General features: G+C 70.6%; 17 protein-coding genes. 3 read left to right on the forward strand and 14 right to left on the reverse strand.

What is annotated here, in order from left to right; all coding sequences use genetic code 11:
- Window positions 1-29: 29 nt before the first annotated feature.
- From tsaE to coaA, 5 genes are all read right to left on the reverse strand, one after another.
- Window positions 30-533 (reverse strand): tRNA (adenosine(37)-N6)-threonylcarbamoyltransferase complex ATPase subunit type 1 TsaE, encoded by a 504-nt coding sequence (gene tsaE, locus HMPREF1529_RS16030; RefSeq protein ID WP_005050398.1) that lies wholly within the window; start codon window positions 531-533, stop codon window positions 30-32.
- Between the two features lie 93 nt (window positions 534-626).
- Window positions 627-1,751: an alanine racemase gene (gene alr, locus HMPREF1529_RS02230; protein ID WP_016463535.1), complete on the reverse strand. Its 1,125-nt coding sequence runs from the start codon at window positions 1,749-1,751 to the stop codon at window positions 627-629.
- Window positions 1,748-2,110: a holo-ACP synthase gene (locus HMPREF1529_RS02235; RefSeq protein WP_005050400.1), complete on the reverse strand. Its 363-nt coding sequence runs from the start codon at window positions 2,108-2,110 to the stop codon at window positions 1,748-1,750. Before HMPREF1529_RS02235 ends, alr begins: the two co-directional genes overlap by 4 nt.
- A gap of 220 nt (window positions 2,111-2,330) precedes the next feature.
- A complete protein-coding gene (glmS, locus tag HMPREF1529_RS02240; protein WP_036282646.1) occupies window positions 2,331-4,181 on the reverse strand; it encodes a glutamine--fructose-6-phosphate transaminase (isomerizing) in 1,851 nt (616 codons plus the stop codon).
- A gap of 70 nt (window positions 4,182-4,251) precedes the next feature.
- Window positions 4,252-5,196 (reverse strand): type I pantothenate kinase, encoded by a 945-nt coding sequence (coaA, locus tag HMPREF1529_RS02245; protein ID WP_016463537.1) that lies wholly within the window; start codon window positions 5,194-5,196, stop codon window positions 4,252-4,254.
- A 33-nt stretch (window positions 5,197-5,229) separates the two neighbouring features.
- Here coaA and HMPREF1529_RS02250 point away from each other — a divergent pair, with 33 nt between their 5' ends.
- A complete protein-coding gene (locus tag HMPREF1529_RS02250; protein WP_016463538.1) occupies window positions 5,230-6,171 on the forward strand; it encodes a Ppx/GppA phosphatase family protein in 942 nt (313 codons plus the stop codon).
- A 232-nt stretch (window positions 6,172-6,403) separates the two neighbouring features.
- On the opposite strand, the gene glmM is transcribed toward HMPREF1529_RS02250, so the two are convergent.
- From glmM to HMPREF1529_RS02275, 5 genes are all read right to left on the reverse strand, one after another.
- Window positions 6,404-7,747 carry a phosphoglucosamine mutase gene (glmM, locus tag HMPREF1529_RS02255; protein WP_016463539.1) on the reverse strand — a complete coding sequence of 448 codons (1,344 nt, stop codon included), beginning with the start codon at window positions 7,745-7,747 and terminating at the stop codon, window positions 6,404-6,406.
- A 6-nt stretch (window positions 7,748-7,753) separates the two neighbouring features.
- Entirely contained in the window at window positions 7,754-8,251 is a 498-nt protein-coding gene (gene rpsI, locus HMPREF1529_RS02260) for a 30S ribosomal protein S9 (protein WP_005050408.1), read from the reverse strand.
- A gap of 27 nt (window positions 8,252-8,278) precedes the next feature.
- Window positions 8,279-8,725 carry a 50S ribosomal protein L13 gene (gene rplM, locus HMPREF1529_RS02265; RefSeq protein WP_005050409.1) on the reverse strand — a complete coding sequence of 149 codons (447 nt, stop codon included), beginning with the start codon at window positions 8,723-8,725 and terminating at the stop codon, window positions 8,279-8,281.
- Window positions 8,726-9,117: 392 nt separating this feature from the next.
- Entirely contained in the window at window positions 9,118-10,056 is a 939-nt protein-coding gene (locus HMPREF1529_RS02270) for a UTP--glucose-1-phosphate uridylyltransferase (protein ID WP_016463540.1), read from the reverse strand.
- A 127-nt stretch (window positions 10,057-10,183) separates the two neighbouring features.
- Window positions 10,184-11,881 carry an ATPase gene (locus tag HMPREF1529_RS02275; protein WP_232212096.1) on the reverse strand — a complete coding sequence of 566 codons (1,698 nt, stop codon included), beginning with the start codon at window positions 11,879-11,881 and terminating at the stop codon, window positions 10,184-10,186.
- 136 nt (window positions 11,882-12,017) lie between these two features.
- Between HMPREF1529_RS02275 and HMPREF1529_RS02280 the strand changes: the two genes are divergently transcribed.
- A complete protein-coding gene (locus tag HMPREF1529_RS02280) occupies window positions 12,018-12,497 on the forward strand; it encodes a VanZ family protein (RefSeq protein WP_016463542.1) in 480 nt (159 codons plus the stop codon).
- A 151-nt stretch (window positions 12,498-12,648) separates the two neighbouring features.
- Here the strand turns inward: HMPREF1529_RS02280 and HMPREF1529_RS02285 are convergent, their stop codons facing one another.
- Both HMPREF1529_RS02285 and HMPREF1529_RS02290 read right to left on the reverse strand, forming a co-directional pair.
- Window positions 12,649-13,344: a response regulator transcription factor gene (locus tag HMPREF1529_RS02285; RefSeq protein WP_016463543.1), complete on the reverse strand. Its 696-nt coding sequence runs from the start codon at window positions 13,342-13,344 to the stop codon at window positions 12,649-12,651.
- On the reverse strand, window positions 13,341-13,598 hold the full coding sequence (locus HMPREF1529_RS02290) for a hypothetical protein (protein WP_016463544.1): 258 nt from the start codon (window positions 13,596-13,598) through the stop codon (window positions 13,341-13,343). Before HMPREF1529_RS02290 ends, HMPREF1529_RS02285 begins: the two co-directional genes overlap by 4 nt.
- A gap of 326 nt (window positions 13,599-13,924) precedes the next feature.
- On the opposite strand from HMPREF1529_RS02290, the gene HMPREF1529_RS02295 reads away from it, so the two are divergent.
- Window positions 13,925-14,794 (forward strand): CPBP family intramembrane glutamic endopeptidase, encoded by an 870-nt coding sequence (locus HMPREF1529_RS02295; protein WP_005050415.1) that lies wholly within the window; start codon window positions 13,925-13,927, stop codon window positions 14,792-14,794.
- Here the strand turns inward: HMPREF1529_RS02295 and HMPREF1529_RS15485 are convergent.
- Together HMPREF1529_RS15485 and HMPREF1529_RS02305 are read right to left on the reverse strand one after the other, a co-directional pair.
- Window positions 14,700-15,851, reverse strand: coding sequence for a sensor histidine kinase (locus tag HMPREF1529_RS15485; protein WP_232212031.1), 1,152 nt, complete (start codon window positions 15,849-15,851; stop codon window positions 14,700-14,702). The two genes, HMPREF1529_RS02295 and HMPREF1529_RS15485, sit on opposite strands and share 95 nt — an antisense overlap.
- 56 nt (window positions 15,852-15,907) lie before the next feature.
- On the reverse strand, window positions 15,908-16,630 hold the full coding sequence (locus tag HMPREF1529_RS02305; protein ID WP_005050418.1) for a response regulator: 723 nt from the start codon (window positions 16,628-16,630) through the stop codon (window positions 15,908-15,910).
- Between the last annotated feature and the right edge of the window lie 93 nt (window positions 16,631-16,723).

The raw sequence follows: 16,723 nt of genomic DNA on the forward strand, positions 1-16,723 counted from the left end.
GTAATCGCGCTCAGCGCCCGCCGGAGCGCTCACCCGTGCCGGGTGATGCGCACGCGCCGCGGTGCGGCGTCCTCCATCGCGGCCATGTGGGGGCCGGCGGTGCCGCAGGCGTTGTCGACGCCGGTGCCGCTCCAGCCCCGGTCGATCTCGACTTCCCACCAGCGGTCGGCGACGGCATCCGCGAACGGCGCCGCCCACTCGGCGACGACGACCGCATGGGCGAAATCGATGTCGAGGTCGTCGAGCTCTCCGTCGGTTCCGAGCCGGTAGGCGTCGACGTGCACGAGGGCGGGACCGTCGGCGAGCGAGGGGTGGGTGCGGGCGATGACGAAGGTCGGGCTCTGCACGCGGCCGCGCACGCCGAGTTCGGCGGCGATGCCGCGCGTCAACGTCGTCTTGCCAGCACCGAGGGGCCCCGTCAGCACGACGAGATCACCGGCGCCCAGCGCGCGGCCGAAAGCCCGGCCGAGCTCTTCCATCTCTGCGGGCGAGGCGATCTCGCGCTGCCCGACGAACTCATCCAATCCGCTCATGCGATCACCGTTTCGTCTTCTCTCCGCCCGCTGCAACGCCGCGGACGGGTCCCGGATTCCCGCGGGCGGGGTGCGCAGCGCGCAGCGGTGAACTCACGCCGCGCCCTCGCGCCGCGGCACGCGCGCACCGATGCGGGTGACGATCTCGTAGTTGATGGTGCCCGCGGCACCCGCCCACACCTCCACCGGCGGCGCCCCCAGCGTCGGGTCGCCGAACAGGACGGCTTCGTCGCCCACCGCGACGGGGTGATCACCGACGTCGACGACGAACTGGTCCATCGCGATGCGACCGGCGACCGGGAAGACCTCCCCGCCGATGCGGACGGCGGCGCCCCCGGATGCCGCGCGCGGCACACCGTCGGCGTAGCCCGCGGGGATCAGGGCGAGCGTGGTCGCCCGCGTCGTGCGGTAGCCGTAGCCGTAGGAGACGCCCTGGCCGGCGGGCACGCGCCGGACAGCGGCAACGGCGGCGCGAAGCGTCATCGCGGGTCGCAGGCCCAGATCGGCGGAGGTGCGGTCGGCGAACGGCGACAGCCCGTAGATCGCAATGCCGAGCCGGACGCACCCGAAGCGCGATTCGGGCAGGGCGATGGCCGCGTGCGAAGCGGCGATGTGCCGCAGCTGCGGGGCGAGGCCATGGGATGCCGCGAGGGCGAGCCCGTCGCTGAAACGCTCGATCGCCGCGCGGTCATCGGCGGCGGACGTGTTCGACAGATGGCTGAAGATGCCCACGACCCGCAGGCGCCCGATGCGCTCCAGACGGGCGGCCTCGGCGAAGGCGACCGCGTAGTCGGCGGGGGCGAGCCCGTTGCGGCCGAGGCCCGTCTCGATCTTCAGGTGCACGCCCACGGGGCGATCGGCCGACGCCGCCGCGGCGGCGGCCTGCAGCTGATCGATGCGGGAGACACCGAGCTCGATGCCACGGGAGGCGGCCTCGGCGAAGCGGGCGGCGGGCGCGTGGAGCCAGGCGACGATGGGGGCGTCGATGCCCGCGCGGCGCAGGGCCAGCGCCTCGTCGATGTCGGAGACGCCGATGCGGCGGACGCCCCCCTCGAGCGCCGCGCGGGCCGAACGCACGGCGCCGTGCCCGTAGCCGTCGGCCTTGACGACGGCGATGACCTCGGATGCCGTCAGCTGTCGCAGGTGCCGCACGTTCGCCGTGATCGCCGCGGTGTCGATGACGGCTTCGCGCAGCACGCCCTCGGGAAGTCTGCTCATGCGCTCTCCTGCGATTCGGCGATGACGTACGCGGTCGCCAAACCCGCGTCGTGACTGAGGGACAGATGCAGGGCGCCGATGCCGCGCGCGGCGACCGTGGCCGCCGTCTCGCCGCTCAGCGCGAAGACGGGCCGGCCCGACGGCTCGCTCGCCACCTCGATGTCTGTCCAGTGCACACCGTCCGAGCCGCCGAGCGCCTTGATCAGCGCCTCCTTGGCGGCGTAGCGGGCGGCCAAGGAGTGCGGCCTCAGGCCGCGCTCCCCCGGCGCGAAGAGACGCTCGATCAGCCGGGGCGTGCGCTGCAGCGAACGCTCGAAGCGCGGGATGTCGACGAGATCGACGCCGATTCCGATGATCACGGCATCCTCCCCTGTTCTGCTCGGCGACGGCGTGGTCGACGCCGCGTCGCCCGCGCCCCCGTCAGCCTACCGGCGCCCCACCCTGATCACCGTGGCCCGCCTGCCCGCGATCCCCCGCGCGAGAAACCATCCCCGTTCCGAGAAACCCGGCACGGAGCGGTTTCTCGGCATGCAAGATGCGTCTCGCGGCGCGATGCGGCCCGCCGTGGGCGGCGGGGGGCTACTCGACGGTGACGGACTTCGCGAGGTTGCGCGGCTGGTCGACGTCCAGGCCCTTCGCGGTCGCGAGGCCCATGGCGAAGATGTGCAAGGGCACGACCGCGAGCAGCGGCTCGAACAGCGGGCCGGCCAGCGGGATGCGCAGCACCTCGTCGGCGAATGGCAGCACGGCGGCATCGCCCTCTTCGGCGACGGCGATGACGCGCGCGCCGCGGGCGCGGATCTCCTGGATGTTGGAGACGACCTTCTTGTGCAGCTCGGCCGACTCGCGAGGAGAAGGCACGATGACGAACACCGGCTGACCGGGTTCGATCAGCGCGATAGGGCCGTGCTTGAGCTCACCGGCGGCGAAGCCCTCCGCATGGATGTAGCTGATCTCCTTGAGTTTGAGCGCACCCTCCAGGGCGATCGGGTAGCCGACGTGACGGCCCAGGAACAGCACCGACTGGGTGTCGGCCATCCAGTGCGAGAACTGCTCGATGTGCGTCTGCTCCTCCTCGAGCACGCGCTGGATCTTGGCGGGGACCGCCTCGAGCTCGCGCACGTGCGTCGCCTGCTCGCCCACGGAGATCGTGCCGCGCAGGCGCGCGACGTGGAGGGCCAGCAGGTACAGCGCGGTGATCTGGGCGACGAAGGCCTTCGTGGAGGCCACGGCCACCTCGGGCCCTGCGTGCGTGTAGATCACGGCATCCGACTCGCGGGGAATGGTCGCGCCCTGCGTGTTGCAGATCGACAGCGTCTTGGCGCCCTGCTCGCGGGCGTACTTGACGGCCATCAGCGTGTCCATGGTCTCGCCCGACTGGCTGATCGAGACGACCAGCGTGTCCTCGCCGATGACCGGGTCGCGGTAGCGGAACTCGTGCGCGAGCTCCACGTCGACGGGGATGCGGGTCCACTGCTCGAGCGCGTACTTGCCGGTCTGACCGGCGTAGGCGGCGGTGCCGCAGGCGATCACGACGATGCGACGGATGCCGGTGAACAGCTCATCCATGCCGTCGAGCTCGGGAATGGTCACCGTGCCGTCGTGCAGGCGCCCGCGAACCGTGTTCGCGACGGCCTCGGGCTCCTCGGAGACCTCCTTGGCCATGAACGAAGACCAGCCGCCCTTCTCAGCCGCCGAGGCGTCCCAGACGACCTCGAACGGCTCGACCTCGACGGGGGCACCGGAGAAGTCGGTGACCTCGACGCCGGCGGGCGTGATCGCGACGATTTCGTCCTGTCCGATCGCTAGCGCGTTGCGCGTGTGCTCGACGAAGGCGGCGACGTCGGATCCGAGGAAGTTCTCGCCCTCGCCGAGACCGATCACGAGGGGCGAGTTGCGGCGGGCGCCGACGACCAGTCCGGGCTGGTCGCGGTGCATCGCGAGGAGCGTGAAAGCGCCGTCCAGGCGCGAGACGACGGTGCGGAACGCGGCGACGAGGTCGCCGGAGGCCTGATACTCGCGGCCGAGGAGCACCGCGGCGACTTCGGTGTCGGTCTCGGAGCGGAACGTGTAGCCCTCGCTGAGCAGCTCGGCCTTCAGCTCGGAGAAGTTCTCGATGATGCCGTTGTGGATGACGGCGAGCTTGTCGTCGTCGGCGAGGTGCGGGTGCGCGTTCGCGTCGGTCGGACCGCCGTGCGTGGCCCAGCGCGTGTGACCGATGCCGGTGGTGCCGTCGGGCATCGGGTGGGCGCTGAGGTCGTCGCGCAGCACCTGCAGCTTGCCGGCGCGCTTGCGCATGTCCAGCTCCCCCGCACCGTCGATGACGGCGATGCCGGCGGAGTCGTAGCCGCGGTATTCCAGGCGGGCGAGCCCGGCGAGAAGGATGGCCTGGCTGTCGCGAGGGCCCACGTATCCGACGATTCCACACATGGGCTCCATGGTAGGTGCGCCCATTTGCGCGGAGCCCTCACAAACGCCGTGAAATCGGCGGACGTCCCCGTCAGAGTTTGCGCAGGCGCACCGACTCCACCGCGTGCGCAGCCGCCTTCTTCAGCACGAGATGGGCGCGGTGTCGCGTGGGGGCGACGTTCTCACGGAGATTGGGCAGGTTGATCTCGTTCCAGTACCCGAGGGCCGTCGTGACCGCCTCCTCGTCGGAGAGTTCGGCGAAGACCTTGAAGAACGAGTTCGGGTTGCTGAACGCGCCACGACGCAGGGCCAGGAACCGGTCGACGTACCACTGGGCGATGTCGGCTTCGTCGGCATCCACATAGATCGAGAAGTCGAAGAGGTCGCTGACGGCGACGTCGTTGGGCGTCGGCGGCGGCGAGAGCACGTTGAGCCCCTCCACGATGACGACGTCGGGGCGGCGGACGGTGACGTGCGCATCGGGGACGATGTCGTAGCGCACGTGGGAGTAGAACGGGGCACGCACCTCCGCGGCGCCGGATTTGACCTCGGTGAGGAAGCTGACCAGGGCGCGACGGTCGTACGACTCCGGAAAGCCCTTGCGGTCCATCAGGCCGCGGCGCTCGAGCTCGGCGTTCGTGTAGAGGAAGCCGTCGGTGGTGACGAGCTCCACACGCGGCGTTCCCGGCCACCGGCTCATCAGTTCCCGCAGCAACCGCGCAATGGTGGACTTCCCGACCGCGACCGAACCGGCGACGGCGACCACGAACGGTGTCGTCGAGTCGGGTTCGCCGAGGAAGGCGGCCGTCTCGGCGCCGAGCCGCTTGGTATTCTCGGCGTAGGTGCTCAACAGCCGGCTCAGCGGCAGATACACCTCGCGCACCTCGGCGAGGTCGAGCAGGTCGCCGATGCCGCGCAGCTGCACGACCTCGGTCTCGGTGAGCGGGGCGGGAATGCCGGCAGCCAAGCGTGCCCAGTCTGCGCGCCCGATCTCGCGGTACAGCGAGTCGATAGCCGTCTCGTCTTCGGTGGACATCGGGCCCACTCTATCTGTGGATACTCTGAACCCATGCGTCTCGGAGTCCTCGATATCGGCTCGAACACCGTCCACCTGCTCGTCGCCGATGTCCATCCCGGCGGACGTCCCCAGGCCACGACGAGCCAGCGCACGGTGCTGCGCCTCATGCGCTATCTCGAACCCGACGGCGCGATCAGCGAGGCGGGCGTTCAGGCGCTCGTGGATGCCGTCGCCCAGGCCCGTGCCGTCGCCCAGGCGGAGAACGTCGTGGAGCTGCTGGCGACCGCGACCAGCGCGGTGCGCGAGGCCGCGAACGGCGCCGAGGTGATCGCGCGCATCGAGGCCGCGCTCGGCCAGGAGCTGCAGGTGCTCGGCGGCGAGTCGGAGGCGCGGTTCACGTTCCTCGCGGTGCGCCGCTGGTTCGGGTGGTCGGCGGGGCAGATCCTGCTGTTCGACATCGGCGGGGGATCGCTGGAGATCGCCGCCGGCGCGGACGAGCTCCCCGACGTCGCCGCGTCGGTGCCGCTCGGCGCGGGACGGACCACCGTGGAGTTCCTCCCCCACGACCCGCCCGGCGAGGAGGCCGTGGAGGTGCTGCGCGAGCACGCGCGCGGCGTGCTCGCGCCCGTGGCCGCAGGCATGGCCGGTCAGCCCCAGCCGAACCACGTCGTGGGCTCGTCGAAGGCGATCCGGTCGCTGGCGAAGCTCGCGGGCTACCCCGCGCCCGGGTGGAGCGGGAGCGAGCGGATGCTGCTGCCGCGCGGTGCGCTCGGCTCGTGGATTCCGCGCCTCGCGCGCATCCCGGCATCCGCCCGCCAGGAGCTGCCGGGCATCACGGCCGACCGCACCTTCCAGATCGTCGCCGCCGCCGTCGTGCTGCACACGGCGATGACGGCACTCGAGGTCGACGAGCTCGAGGTGAGCCCCTGGGCGCTGCGCGAAGGCGTGCTGTTGCGATACATCGAGTCGCTGAGCTGGCAGGAACCGGCCTGAGCGAGGCCGTCACCCGCGCGGGCGGGGGCAGCCCCTCCGTCGTAGGGGGGATGCGGGGGGACGCTGACGGAGGGGCCGCGCACCCCAGTCGTCATACCCGTGGAGCCCCGATCCTGTCGGGTCAGGGCTCGGGGTGGGCGGTGAGTGCAGGCTCAGGCTAGGGCTTCGCGCGAGCGGCGCGCTACGGCGCCGGCGACCTTTTACCGGCACGTAATCTGTACCGAACGCCGCATCAACCGCGGACGATGTCGGCAAGCTCCTCGGCGATGCGCTGCGCGTCGTCGTGCGACGCCGCCTCGACCATGACCCGCACCATCGGCTCGGTTCCCGACGGGCGCAGCAGTACCCGCCCGCTGTCCCCGAGAGCCGCTTCGGCGACCTGAACTCCGGCGAGGACGTCGGCGTCGGTCGCGCGGGAGCGCTCGACGCCGCGCACGTTGATGAGCACCTGCGGGAAGACCGTCATGACCGACGCGAGCTCCGCCAGCGAGCGCCCGGTCCGCGCCATCTCGGCACACAGGTGCAGTCCTGTCAGCACCCCGTCGCCGGTCGTGGCGTAGCGGCTCATGATGACGTGACCGCTCTGCTCGCCGCCGAGCGAATAGCCGCCCTCGTTCATCCGCTCCAGCACGTAGCGGTCGCCGACCGCGGTCTGCTCCACGGCGATGCCCTGCGCGGCCATCGCGCGGTGCAGCCCGAGGTTGCTCATGACGGTCGCGACCAGCGTGTCGTTCTTGAGCCGGCCGTCGCGTTTCATCGCGACAGCGAGAATCGCCATGATCTGGTCGCCGTCGATCACGCGCCCCTCGGCATCCACCGCCAGGCACCGGTCGGCGTCGCCGTCGTGGGCGATGCCGACGTCGGCGCCGGTGCGCACAACCTCCGCAGACAGCTTCTCGAGGTGCGTCGATCCGAAGCCGTCGTTGATGTTGATGCCGTCGGGGTCGGCGCCGATGACGGTGACCTTCGCTCCCGCGTTGCGGAAGGTCTCCGGGGAGACGCCGGATGCCGCGCCGTGCGCGCAGTCGAGCACGACGTGCAGCCCGTCAAGGCGATGGGGCAGGGACGCGAGCAGGTGGATCGCGTAGCGGTCCTCGGCATCCGAGAAGCGCACCACCCGACCGACGTCGCCACCGGTGGGACGCAGCTTCTCCCCCGCCATCGCCTCTTCGATGCGTCGCTCGACCTCGTCGGGGAGCTTGACGCCGCCGCGGGCGAAGATCTTGATGCCGTTGTCGGGGGCAGGATTGTGGGATGCCGAGATCATGACGCCGAAGTCGGCATCGATGTCACCGATGAGGTAGGCCGCCGCGGGCGTCGGCAGCGTGCCCGCGTCGAGTACGTCGACGCCGGAGGACGCCAGACCCGCTTCGACCGCAGCCGAAAGGAAGTGCCCCGACACGCGAGGGTCGCGCGCGATGACGGCGGTGAGCCGCTTGCCCGCGGCCTTGCGCGCCTCGGCGATACGGCCCTGGCCCAGGACGACGGCAGTCGCCTGGGCCAGGGTGAGCGCAAGGTCGGCGGTGAGGGGGCCATTGGCCAGGCCCCGCACACCGTCCGTCCCGAACAGCGCCATGACGCTTTAGCGCTTCGAGTACTGCGGAGCCTTGCGGGCCTTCTTGAGACCGGCCTTCTTGCGCTCCTTGACGCGGGCGTCGCGCGAGAGGAAGCCGGCCTTCTTGAGGGTCGGGCGGTTGTTCTCGGCGTCGATCTCGTTCAGCGCGCGGGCGATGCCGAGGCGCAGCGCACCGGCCTGACCCGAGGGGCCACCGCCGGAGATGCGGGCGATGACGTCGTAGCCGCCGGCCAGGTCGAGCACCGTGAACGGGTCGTTGATGAGCTGCTGGTGCAGCTTGTTGGGGAAGTAGTCCTCGAGCGTGCGGCCGTTCACCGTGATGGTGCCGGAGCCCGGGATGAGGCGGACGCGCGCGATGGCCTGCTTGCGGCGGCCGACGGCGGCACCGGGAACCGACAGCACCGGACGGGGCGCGGCAGCGGCCTCGACCGGAGCGCTCTCGGTGGTGTAGCTCTCCGCGTTGTCGAGGGTGTTCTCTTCGATGGAGTCAGCGATCTTCGCCATGAGTTGTCCTTATGTCTCTCGGCGCGCTTACTGAGCGACCTGGCCGAAGGTGTACGGGGTGGGCTGCTGGGCCGCGTGCGGGTGCTCGGCGCCCACGTAGACCTTCAGCTTCGACAGCTGCTGGCGGCCCAGGCTGTTCTTGGGGAGCATGCCGCGGATCGCCTTCTCGACGGCGCGGACCGGGTTCTTCTCGAGGAGCTCGGCGTAGGAGGTGGCCGTGAGCCCACCCGGGTAGCCCGAGTGGCGGTAGGCCATCTTCTTCTGGAGCTTCTGACCCGTGAGGGCGACCTTCTCGGCGTTGACGACGATGACGAAGTCACCGGTGTCCATGTGGTTCGCGAAGGTGGGCTTGTGCTTGCCGCGGAGGATGGCGGCGGCGTGCGAGGCGAGACGTCCGAGAACGACGTCGGTCGCGTCGATGACGACCCACTCGCGGGTCACTTCACCGGCCTTGGGGGTGTAGGTGCGCGTCACAGTAGTGCTGCTTTCTTGATTCGAACGGAGAGGTTCGTGAATCCCGCTCCGGGGTGGTTCGCTGCGCGCATATGAGATACGGGCAGGTGAACACGCCAGTGGAGGGCTCACGTTCGTGGTGTCGGCCGCAGGCAGCACGAGCACCAAAGGGAAAGTCTACGCTACGAGCTCATCACAGCCAAACCCGCCGAGAGGACGCGGGCGGAACGGTCCGGAACATGCCGTGAAAAAAGGGCGACCGAGGAGTCGAAGGGATACTCCGGCTCCTCGGTCGCGGCGGCCGCACGCGGGGGGTCGGCGACCGCCAACCGGTCGTGTGGGGACACTACCGGGGGTTGGGGGGACAGGCTCTGCTGGCGAGGCTCACTGTTCCTGTGTTGTCTGTCACCAGACTATCGGTCGGATGCCGTCTGCACCGCAGGTTGAGCCGGAGAAGCGGGCACGGAATCCAAGCCCGCGGCGAACTGCTTGAGCCACGGGCGCAGCTCGGGACCGAGGTCGTCGCGGTCGCACGCGAGCTGCAGGATCGCCTTGATGTAGTCGACACGGTCACCGGTGTCATAACGGCGCCCGCTGAAGACGACACCGTAGACGCCGGGGCCGTCAGGATCGGCCGCGAGCTCGCGGAGCGCATCGGTCAGCTGGATCTCGCCGCCCTTGCCGGGCGGGGTGTGCGCGAGCACGCCGAACACCTCGGGACCCAACACGTAGCGGCCGATGACGGCGAGAGTGGAGGGGGCGTCCTCACGAGCCGGCTTCTCGACGAGATCCAGGATGCGGACAGATCCGTCGTCGCTGCGCGCTCCGACCGTGGCGACGCCGTAGAGATGGACCTGCTCGGGATCGACCTCCATGAGCGCGACGACGGCACCGCCGGTGCGCTCGTGCACTGCGAGCATGGCGGGAAGAAGCGGGTCGCGCTCGTCGATGAGGTCGTCTCCGAGCATCACGACGAAGGAGGAGTCGCCGACGTACGACGCCGCTCGCGACACGGCGTGTCCGAGCCCGCGCGGCTCCCCCTGGCGGGTGATGTGGATGTCGGCGAGCTGTGAGGAGTGGGCGACCTTGCCGAGCTTGGCGGTGTCGCCCTTCGTCGTGAGTGCCGTCTCGAGCTCGGGCACGGAGTCGAAGTGGTTGGCGATGTTGTTCTTGTTGCGTCCGACGATGATGAGGACGTCGCGGATGCCGGCGGCGACCGCCTCTTCGACGACGTACTGGATCGCGGGCTTGTCGACGACCGGCAGCATCTCTTTCGGCATCGCCTTGGTGGCGGGAAGGAACCTCGTGCCGAGACCCGCAGCGGGGATGACGGCTTTGTAGCGAAGGGACATGCGATCTCCTGCGGGGCGTGAAGGGGGGTCTGCTCCGAGGCGTGCAGCGACGCGCGCGTGGGGCGATCATAGCGCCCGCAGAGGATCGCTCTGTGTCGCGCGAGCGACGGCCCGATGACGTGCCGACTCAGGCGTGGGCGGCGATCAGGGTGGCCGGCAGGGTCGACTCGAGGACGACCTCCGCCCCGTCCTGATAGAGAAGCGTGCGTCCCGCAAACGGTCGTATGGGCATGACGGCGCGCGGCAGTTCTCCGGCCGACGCAACCCGCACGTGGAGGTCTCCCCCGGCATCCGTGGAGATGTCGATCCGCGCGGCGCGCGCACCGGAGTGCTTGACCGCGTTGACGAGGGCCTCGTTGACGACCTCCGAGACGATGGGCGCGGCGTCGGCGCCGTCCACGGCCGACGCGGCCGCGTCGTCGATGCGGGTCTCCAGCGCCATGATCGGCTCCCATCCCGCGAGCATCCGCCGCAACGCTCCGACGGTGTCGATCTCCGACGTGCCCGCGGGGATGAGCACCTCGTCGAGCGCCCGGTCGGTCTCGAGACGGAACTGCGCGATGTCGTCCGCCGTCGGCGCGTGCTCGTCGACGCGGGCGGCGAAGATGACGCAGCGCCCCTGCACGCGCCCGTGGAGGGTGGATGCCGCGTGGTGCAACGGCGCCTGCGCGCGACGCACACGGTCGGCGAAGTCGACCGCGGCACGGGCGAGTTCGCGGGTGGCGTCGACCTCGTCGGTGCGAGCCCAGCGATACGTGTCGATGGCGAGCGAGAGGACGATGGCTGCCAGCGGCATCGCGAACACGGGGATGATCATCAGCGCTCCGGTGTCCGGCAGCAGGAGACGCCCCACGACCGCGGCGGTCATGCCGGCCAGCATCCAGACGAGCAGGAAGATCGCTCCTCGGCCACGGCGGACGTCGCCCGGCAATGCGCGAAGCACGGCACCGGCGGCGAGATCGAGCAGGAAGATGGCGACGCCCGCGATGACCACGTCGAAGACGTCTCCCACCGTCAGCAGATACGGCGCGCTCATGAGGAGGTAGAGCGCTCCGACCCACAGCAGTGGCGTCGGCTGGAGGCGCTCGAGCCCGTGACGGCGTCGCGCCGTGCGCGAGAGGGGCGCCCACAGTGCGGGAACCGGTGCACTGCCCGCGGCCATCTCCTCCAGCCGGTGACTCGCGGCGCGCACGCGTTCGGAGAAGTCGCGCACGGCGTCGAAGTCGACGTCCCGTGCCAGCATCGCGTCACGTTCGGCACGAAGCTCCGCGACGATGCCACGGATGACGAGCCGGGCGTCGCGATCGTCGGTGACGACCTGCCCCGTCGCGGCTTCCAGGCGACCCAGGGCGTGGGCGAGACGGTCGGCGGTTGCACGAGTCTGCTGATACTGGGTCGTGATGATCGCGACGAGGGTGAACAGCCCGAACGCCACGATGATGTTGGTGCCGATGCGCGCTGCCCACACGCCGCCGGAGCGGCCACCGAAGAGGACGTGGACGAACGTCTCGTTGAGTATCGGGCGCACGATGGCGACGACGAGGAGCGTGACGGCGACGAGGATGGCACGAGAGCGGTGATCACGCATTCGACGTTCTGCGCCGGCCACAACGAGAACGGGAAGGGCGAGCACGACCCAACTGAGCAGAGCCGCGGCGATGCCTTGCACATAGCCGTCACGAGTGCCCTGGACGACGGGGACGAGCAGGAGTGTCGATACCGGCAACGACGCGACGGCGCTCCATCGCGTGAAGAAGCGACCACTGCCTGCCGTATCCCAGTACGCTGGCACGACGTTGACCGCGCGCGGACCGCTACGGGCCATCAGCTGCACCCCACCATTCCTACCCCCAAGTAGTAGTCAGTGTAGCCATTCGTCTACATATAGGGGAGAGGTTTGTTCTTATAATCCAGCACGGATTTTCGTCGTGAAGGGGCGACCCGAAAGAAGGGAAGCTGCCATGGCGAGAGCGCACGGGCGTCCACCCCTGTCGGCGCCTCACGTGCAGCGGTGGCGCCCGACGGTGACGCGGTCGGTACGCAGCCCCCGGGCGTGGTTGTCCGCATACGTGATCGCCCTCGCGCTGATCGCATTCTGGCCGGCGCCCGTGGACTCCGGCGCCGGGCCGCTGCTGCGGGCGGTGACGCGGGTCTTCCCGCTCCTGACCTACGCGCGGATCGAGTTCGGGGCGAACATCCTGCTGTTCGTGCCCTTGGGGTTCCTCTTGACGCTCATCCTCGCGCGCGACCGCTGGCTTGTGATGCCGATCGCTTTCCTCACGACCGTCACGATCGAGACCGGACAGGCCATCGCGCTGTCCGCGCGGACGCCGAGCGTGCTCGACATCATCGCGAACACGGCCGGGGCCTGCCTGGGCATCGTGCTCGCGGTCTTCGCGGAGACGCTCGCCGGGGCGCGGACGGACCGTCCGACGACGTAAGTGCTCGACCGTCGGACGGAGGGATGCGGTCGCCCCGCGCCAGCCCCCCGGCAGGGGCAGGGCGACCGCCTTCCCGTGGTGACATCTGGGGTTCGTCACCGCATGGGGATGGGGCACGCCCATCATCGACCACCGGAGGCGACTCGTGGGGCTATATGAGAGGAATCTCACCCACCGCGTTCGCGAACTCCGATCCCCCGTGCGCGAGATACGCGCGCACGGCATCCACTCGGGCGTTGCGCGCGGAGTCGGACCCGACGCCGAGCACGGCGTAGGCCGCCCGCAGGTGCGCTTCGACCGAGCGCGGCGAGAGGGCGAGCCGCCCGGCGATCGCCGTGTTGCTGAGCCCCTCGGCGACGAGGGCGAGCACCTCGCGCTGACGGGCGCTGAGGCGGCAGAGGGGGCTCTCGCGCCATTCGACGCTCTCCGCCCGGATGGCGGGGTCGAGTACGCGACGCCCGGCGGCGACCGACCTGAGGGCGTAGATGAGAGCGGGGGATGTCAGCGAGAGGTTCTTGGAGAGCACGGCCCAGCCGGCAGCGTCCTCCGCCGGCCCATGACGCAGACGATCGCGCGCCTCGGGCGCCGCCAGCACGACGATGCCGAGCCGGCTCGAGCGGGCACGCAGTGCTTCACCGAGCGGGACACCGCCCCCGCCCGGGACGTGCGGACCGATGAGGGCCACGTCGATCGCCCGTTCGGTCGCCTCGATCGCCGTGCGGGCAGAGTCGCAGAGCGCGACGGCACGCATGCCCGACTGCTGATCGATGAGGCGTGCGAGCAGGTCGCGAAGGAGGGGTTGCCCTTCCACGACGAGGACGCGCACGGAGCGCGGCCGGTCGATCACGCCCGGGCGGTGGCGTCGCCGCCGCGGTGCGTGGTGGTCGCGAGGTATCGGGCGACGGAGATGTCACGGCCGGCAAGCCCGGCGGCGCGGCCGGTGATGCGGCTCCAGAGGCTGGGAGCGACACGCACCATCGTGATCCCCTCGGCGCGCAACTGGCGGGCCGTGGGCGGGTCGAGGTAACGGCGGGAGGGCGCTGGCTGCCAGTGGGCGTTGACGTAGATCTCCACAATGCGAGCGTCGCCGGCTCGACTCATCGTCATTCCTCTTTCCCCAGGATCCGACCCCGCTCGCCGCAGGCCCAGCGCATCCTGTGAGGGGGAGGCGCAGCGCTGCAGAAAGTGCTCCGTTCCCAGAAACGGATGGGTCGCGCCGGCCCCAAGACCGGGCGCAGCATCATTGTGTCGCAGCGCGAAAGAGCGCATCGTCCGATATCCGCGATTTCACGAGAGTTTTACGCGAAAGCACGTACCGGCAAGGTGCCCGGGGGGTCGGCTGGTCGCCGTGGGAGCGTTCCCGCCTGGGCAGATTGTCACGGCCACGGCCGCTGGCTGCGCCGCGAGGGGCGGAGTTGACTCGACGCATGAGCGCGTACCCACCGGCGGGGATCGCGGCGCCCGCACGGCGCGGCACCGTGGCGGTGTTCCTGGGCGTCACCTTCGCCATCACCTGGGGGTTGTGGCTGCCGCTTCTCGTCGACGCGCGCGCAGCGCCGTCGGGCACGCTCGACACCGTGCCGGCCACGTTCTTCGTCGCGTCGGTGGGACCGGCGGTCGGAGCAGTGGCGGCGACCTGGTTCGCGGCGGGACCGACGGCCGTGGCGCGGTGGGCACGACGCATCCTGCGACTGCGGTTCGGCGGATTCTGGTGGTTCGCCGCGCTGGGGATGCCGGCGCTGTACTACCTGATCGGCTTCTTCACCGCCGCCTTCGCCGCCGGCGGCTGGCCCGACCCGGCCGCCTTCGGCACCACCGGCAAGCTGCCGGGCCTTGCCTGGCCGCTGGTCGCACTGGTCTGGGCGGCGACGTTCGGCCTCGGTGAGGAGGCCGGGTGGCGCGGATGGCTGCTTCCCGTGCTCGCGGAGCGCGTATCGGTGTTCTGGGCGTCGGTGCTGGTCGCCGCGGTCTGGATCGTGTGGCACGGTCCGGCGTTCTTCTTCAACCCGACGTATCAGGCGATGGGCGCCGGCATCGTCGGCTGGATGCTGGCCCTCGTGCTCGGATCGTTCGTCTTGTCGTGGATGACGGCCGGCGCACGGTGGAGCATCGTCCCCGTGGTGCTCTGGCACGCCGGCTTCGATCTGCTGACCGCGGCGGATCAGTCTGCGGGCGTGATCGCGTCGACGATCAGCGCCGTCGTCATGGTGCAGGGGGCGGTGTGCGCTGTGCTGCTGTGGCGCCGGCGGATGCCGCGGCCCGCCGGGCGTTTTCCACGCTCAGCATCGGGAGCGTGAGCGCCAAACGGGCTCCCGAGGGCGAACGCCCCCCGTGGCGCGGCGCGAGCACCAGCTCTCCCCCGAGCACCTGCGCGCGTCGCCGGAGGCGCGCCAGCCCCGACAGCGACGGTGTCGCCGGGGGCGCTGAGCCGTTGTTGCTGACCACGACGTGCAGGGTGCTGCCGCTCTCGCGCGCCGTGATGATGACGTGGTCGGCGGAACCGTGGCGCAGTGCGTTGGAGAAGGCGTCCTCGATGACACGCACCACGAGAACGCGCGCTTCGTGGGAGAGGCGACTCTCGAAAGCCGCGAAGACGGCGTCATCGGGCGCCGTGACGGCGACCGACGGCGGAAGACGCACGACGAGCGCGCGAACGGCCGGGGCAAGTCCGCGCTCGAGGTCGACGGGGTAGAGCCTTCCGCTGAGGGCGCGCAGTTCCTTCTCGCGCAGCCGTTCGAGTTGGGCCGCGACGGCGTGGAGCTCGCCGGCGATGCCCGCATCGGCGTGCTGCGCCGACAGTGCCAGATGCCGCAGTCGCGCCTCCATGACGACGAAGGTGCCCTGTACGCTGCCGTGGATCGTCTCGGCGAGCTCGTAGCGCAGGCGCAGCTCTTCCTCCTGCAGTTCGGCGACCAGGCCGGCGGCCCGGGCCTGGGCGATCGACTGCTCCCGTTCGGCGTGGCGGATGCGTCGCGCCACGTCCACCTGCACGAGGCCGAGGCCGACCGCGCACGCCGCCGCCACCGTGGCGCTGATGTACTCGCCGATGCGGGCCGGCGCGACGGCATCCGGGGCGAGAAGCGCCGCGAGCGCCGCTCGAGCGGCTGCGAGTGTGAGCGCCGCGCCGACCGCGATCGCCACGACGGACAGGAACCGCGCGAGGTAGCCGTAGCGCTCGGGCCGCAGGACGTGGACGGCGGAGAGCATGACGACGGGCGCGACGACGGCCGCGCCCACCGCTGCCCAGACCTCGACACCGACACCCTGGGCGGCAGTGCAGCCGTTGAGCAGCCACGCCTGCAGGCTGGTGTATATCGTGACCGCGAGCGTGGCGGCGGCGGTCGCGACCAGCACGATCCGATGGTCGGTCCCGGCATCCGCGCGGGAGTCGCGCGAGGGGCGCGACCGGGTCATCCCGCCGAGGTCCAGGACGACGTGGTGTGCTGCAGGTAGCTGCGTACGGCTTCGACGCGCGGGTTGCGCTCACGGCTGGCCGGGATGCCCAGCAGGCCGTAGGCCGCGTTGAGGTGCGCGTCGACGGAGCGGGGAGAGATTCCCAGTCGGTCGGCGATCGCCGCGTTGGTCAAGCCGTCGGCAACGAGAGCGACGACTTCGCGCTGTCGCCGGCTGAGCCGGGTGAGCGGGCTGTTGCGGCGGATCTCGCGCTGGGCCCGGATGGCCGGGTCGAGCACGGTACGCCCCGCCGCGACGGCGCGGATGGCGTAGACGAGTGCGGATGCCGACAGCGAGGAGTTCTTGGAGAGGAAGCCCCACCCGGCGGCTTCACTGCCGGGGACGTCGAGGAGGGTGCTGATCGAGTCGGACGCGGAGAGCACGAGGATGCCGAGACCCGGGCGACGCAGCCGGAGTTCCCTGCCCAGCCGGATGCCGTCGCCGTCGGGCAGGCGAAGGTCGATGAGGGCGACGTCGAGAGTGCGCACGTCGACGTGACGGGCACTCTCCGTCGAGGAGGCGACAGCGCGGACCCGCAAACCGTTCTGGTCGGCCAGCAGCACGGCGAGCATCTCGCGGAAGAGGGGCTGATCCTCGACGATCATGACGTCGAGGATGGAGAGCTGCCCTGTCACGATCGCGGGGTCGGGTGGGGGCGGAGCGATCGGGGGCGCGGGCATGGCATGTGCGTTCTCCTGTCGAGTGGCCCCCCGCCGACGACTATCTTCACGCACTTATCAGACTCACCGTCCGCAAATGGCGAAGAAGACGGC

Source organism: Microbacterium sp. oral taxon 186 str. F0373 (genome assembly GCF_000411455.1).
GTDB lineage: Bacteria > Actinomycetota > Actinomycetes > Actinomycetales > Microbacteriaceae > Microbacterium.

Bases quoted from the DNA above. Each gene is read 5' to 3' on its own strand.
- HMPREF1529_RS02295 (WP_005050415.1), top strand. From the start codon at position 13,925: ATGAGCGCGTACCCACCGGCGGGGATCGCGGCGCCCGCACGGCGCGGC.
- HMPREF1529_RS02250 (WP_016463538.1), top strand. From the start codon at position 5,230: ATGCGTCTCGGAGTCCTCGATATCGGCTCGAACACCGTCCACCTGCTC.
- tsaE (WP_005050398.1), bottom strand. From the start codon at position 533: ATGAGCGGATTGGATGAGTTCGTCGGGCAGCGCGAGATCGCCTCGCCC.
- rpsI (WP_005050408.1), bottom strand. From the start codon at position 8,251: ATGGCGAAGATCGCTGACTCCATCGAAGAGAACACCCTCGACAACGCG.
- HMPREF1529_RS02275 (WP_232212096.1), bottom strand. From the start codon at position 11,881: ATGGCCCGTAGCGGTCCGCGCGCGGTCAACGTCGTGCCAGCGTACTGG.
- HMPREF1529_RS02290 (WP_016463544.1), bottom strand. From the start codon at position 13,598: ATGAGTCGAGCCGGCGACGCTCGCATTGTGGAGATCTACGTCAACGCC.
- coaA (WP_016463537.1), bottom strand. From the start codon at position 5,196: ATGTCCACCGAAGACGAGACGGCTATCGACTCGCTGTACCGCGAGATC.
- HMPREF1529_RS02270 (WP_016463540.1), bottom strand. From the start codon at position 10,056: ATGTCCCTTCGCTACAAAGCCGTCATCCCCGCTGCGGGTCTCGGCACG.
- glmS (WP_036282646.1), bottom strand. From the start codon at position 4,181: ATGTGTGGAATCGTCGGATACGTGGGCCCTCGCGACAGCCAGGCCATC.
- alr (WP_016463535.1), bottom strand. From the start codon at position 1,751: ATGAGCAGACTTCCCGAGGGCGTGCTGCGCGAAGCCGTCATCGACACC.
- glmM (WP_016463539.1), bottom strand. From the start codon at position 7,747: ATGGCGCTGTTCGGGACGGACGGTGTGCGGGGCCTGGCCAATGGCCCC.
- HMPREF1529_RS02280 (WP_016463542.1), top strand. From the start codon at position 12,018: ATGGCGAGAGCGCACGGGCGTCCACCCCTGTCGGCGCCTCACGTGCAG.
- HMPREF1529_RS02305 (WP_005050418.1), bottom strand. From the start codon at position 16,630: ATGCCCGCGCCCCCGATCGCTCCGCCCCCACCCGACCCCGCGATCGTG.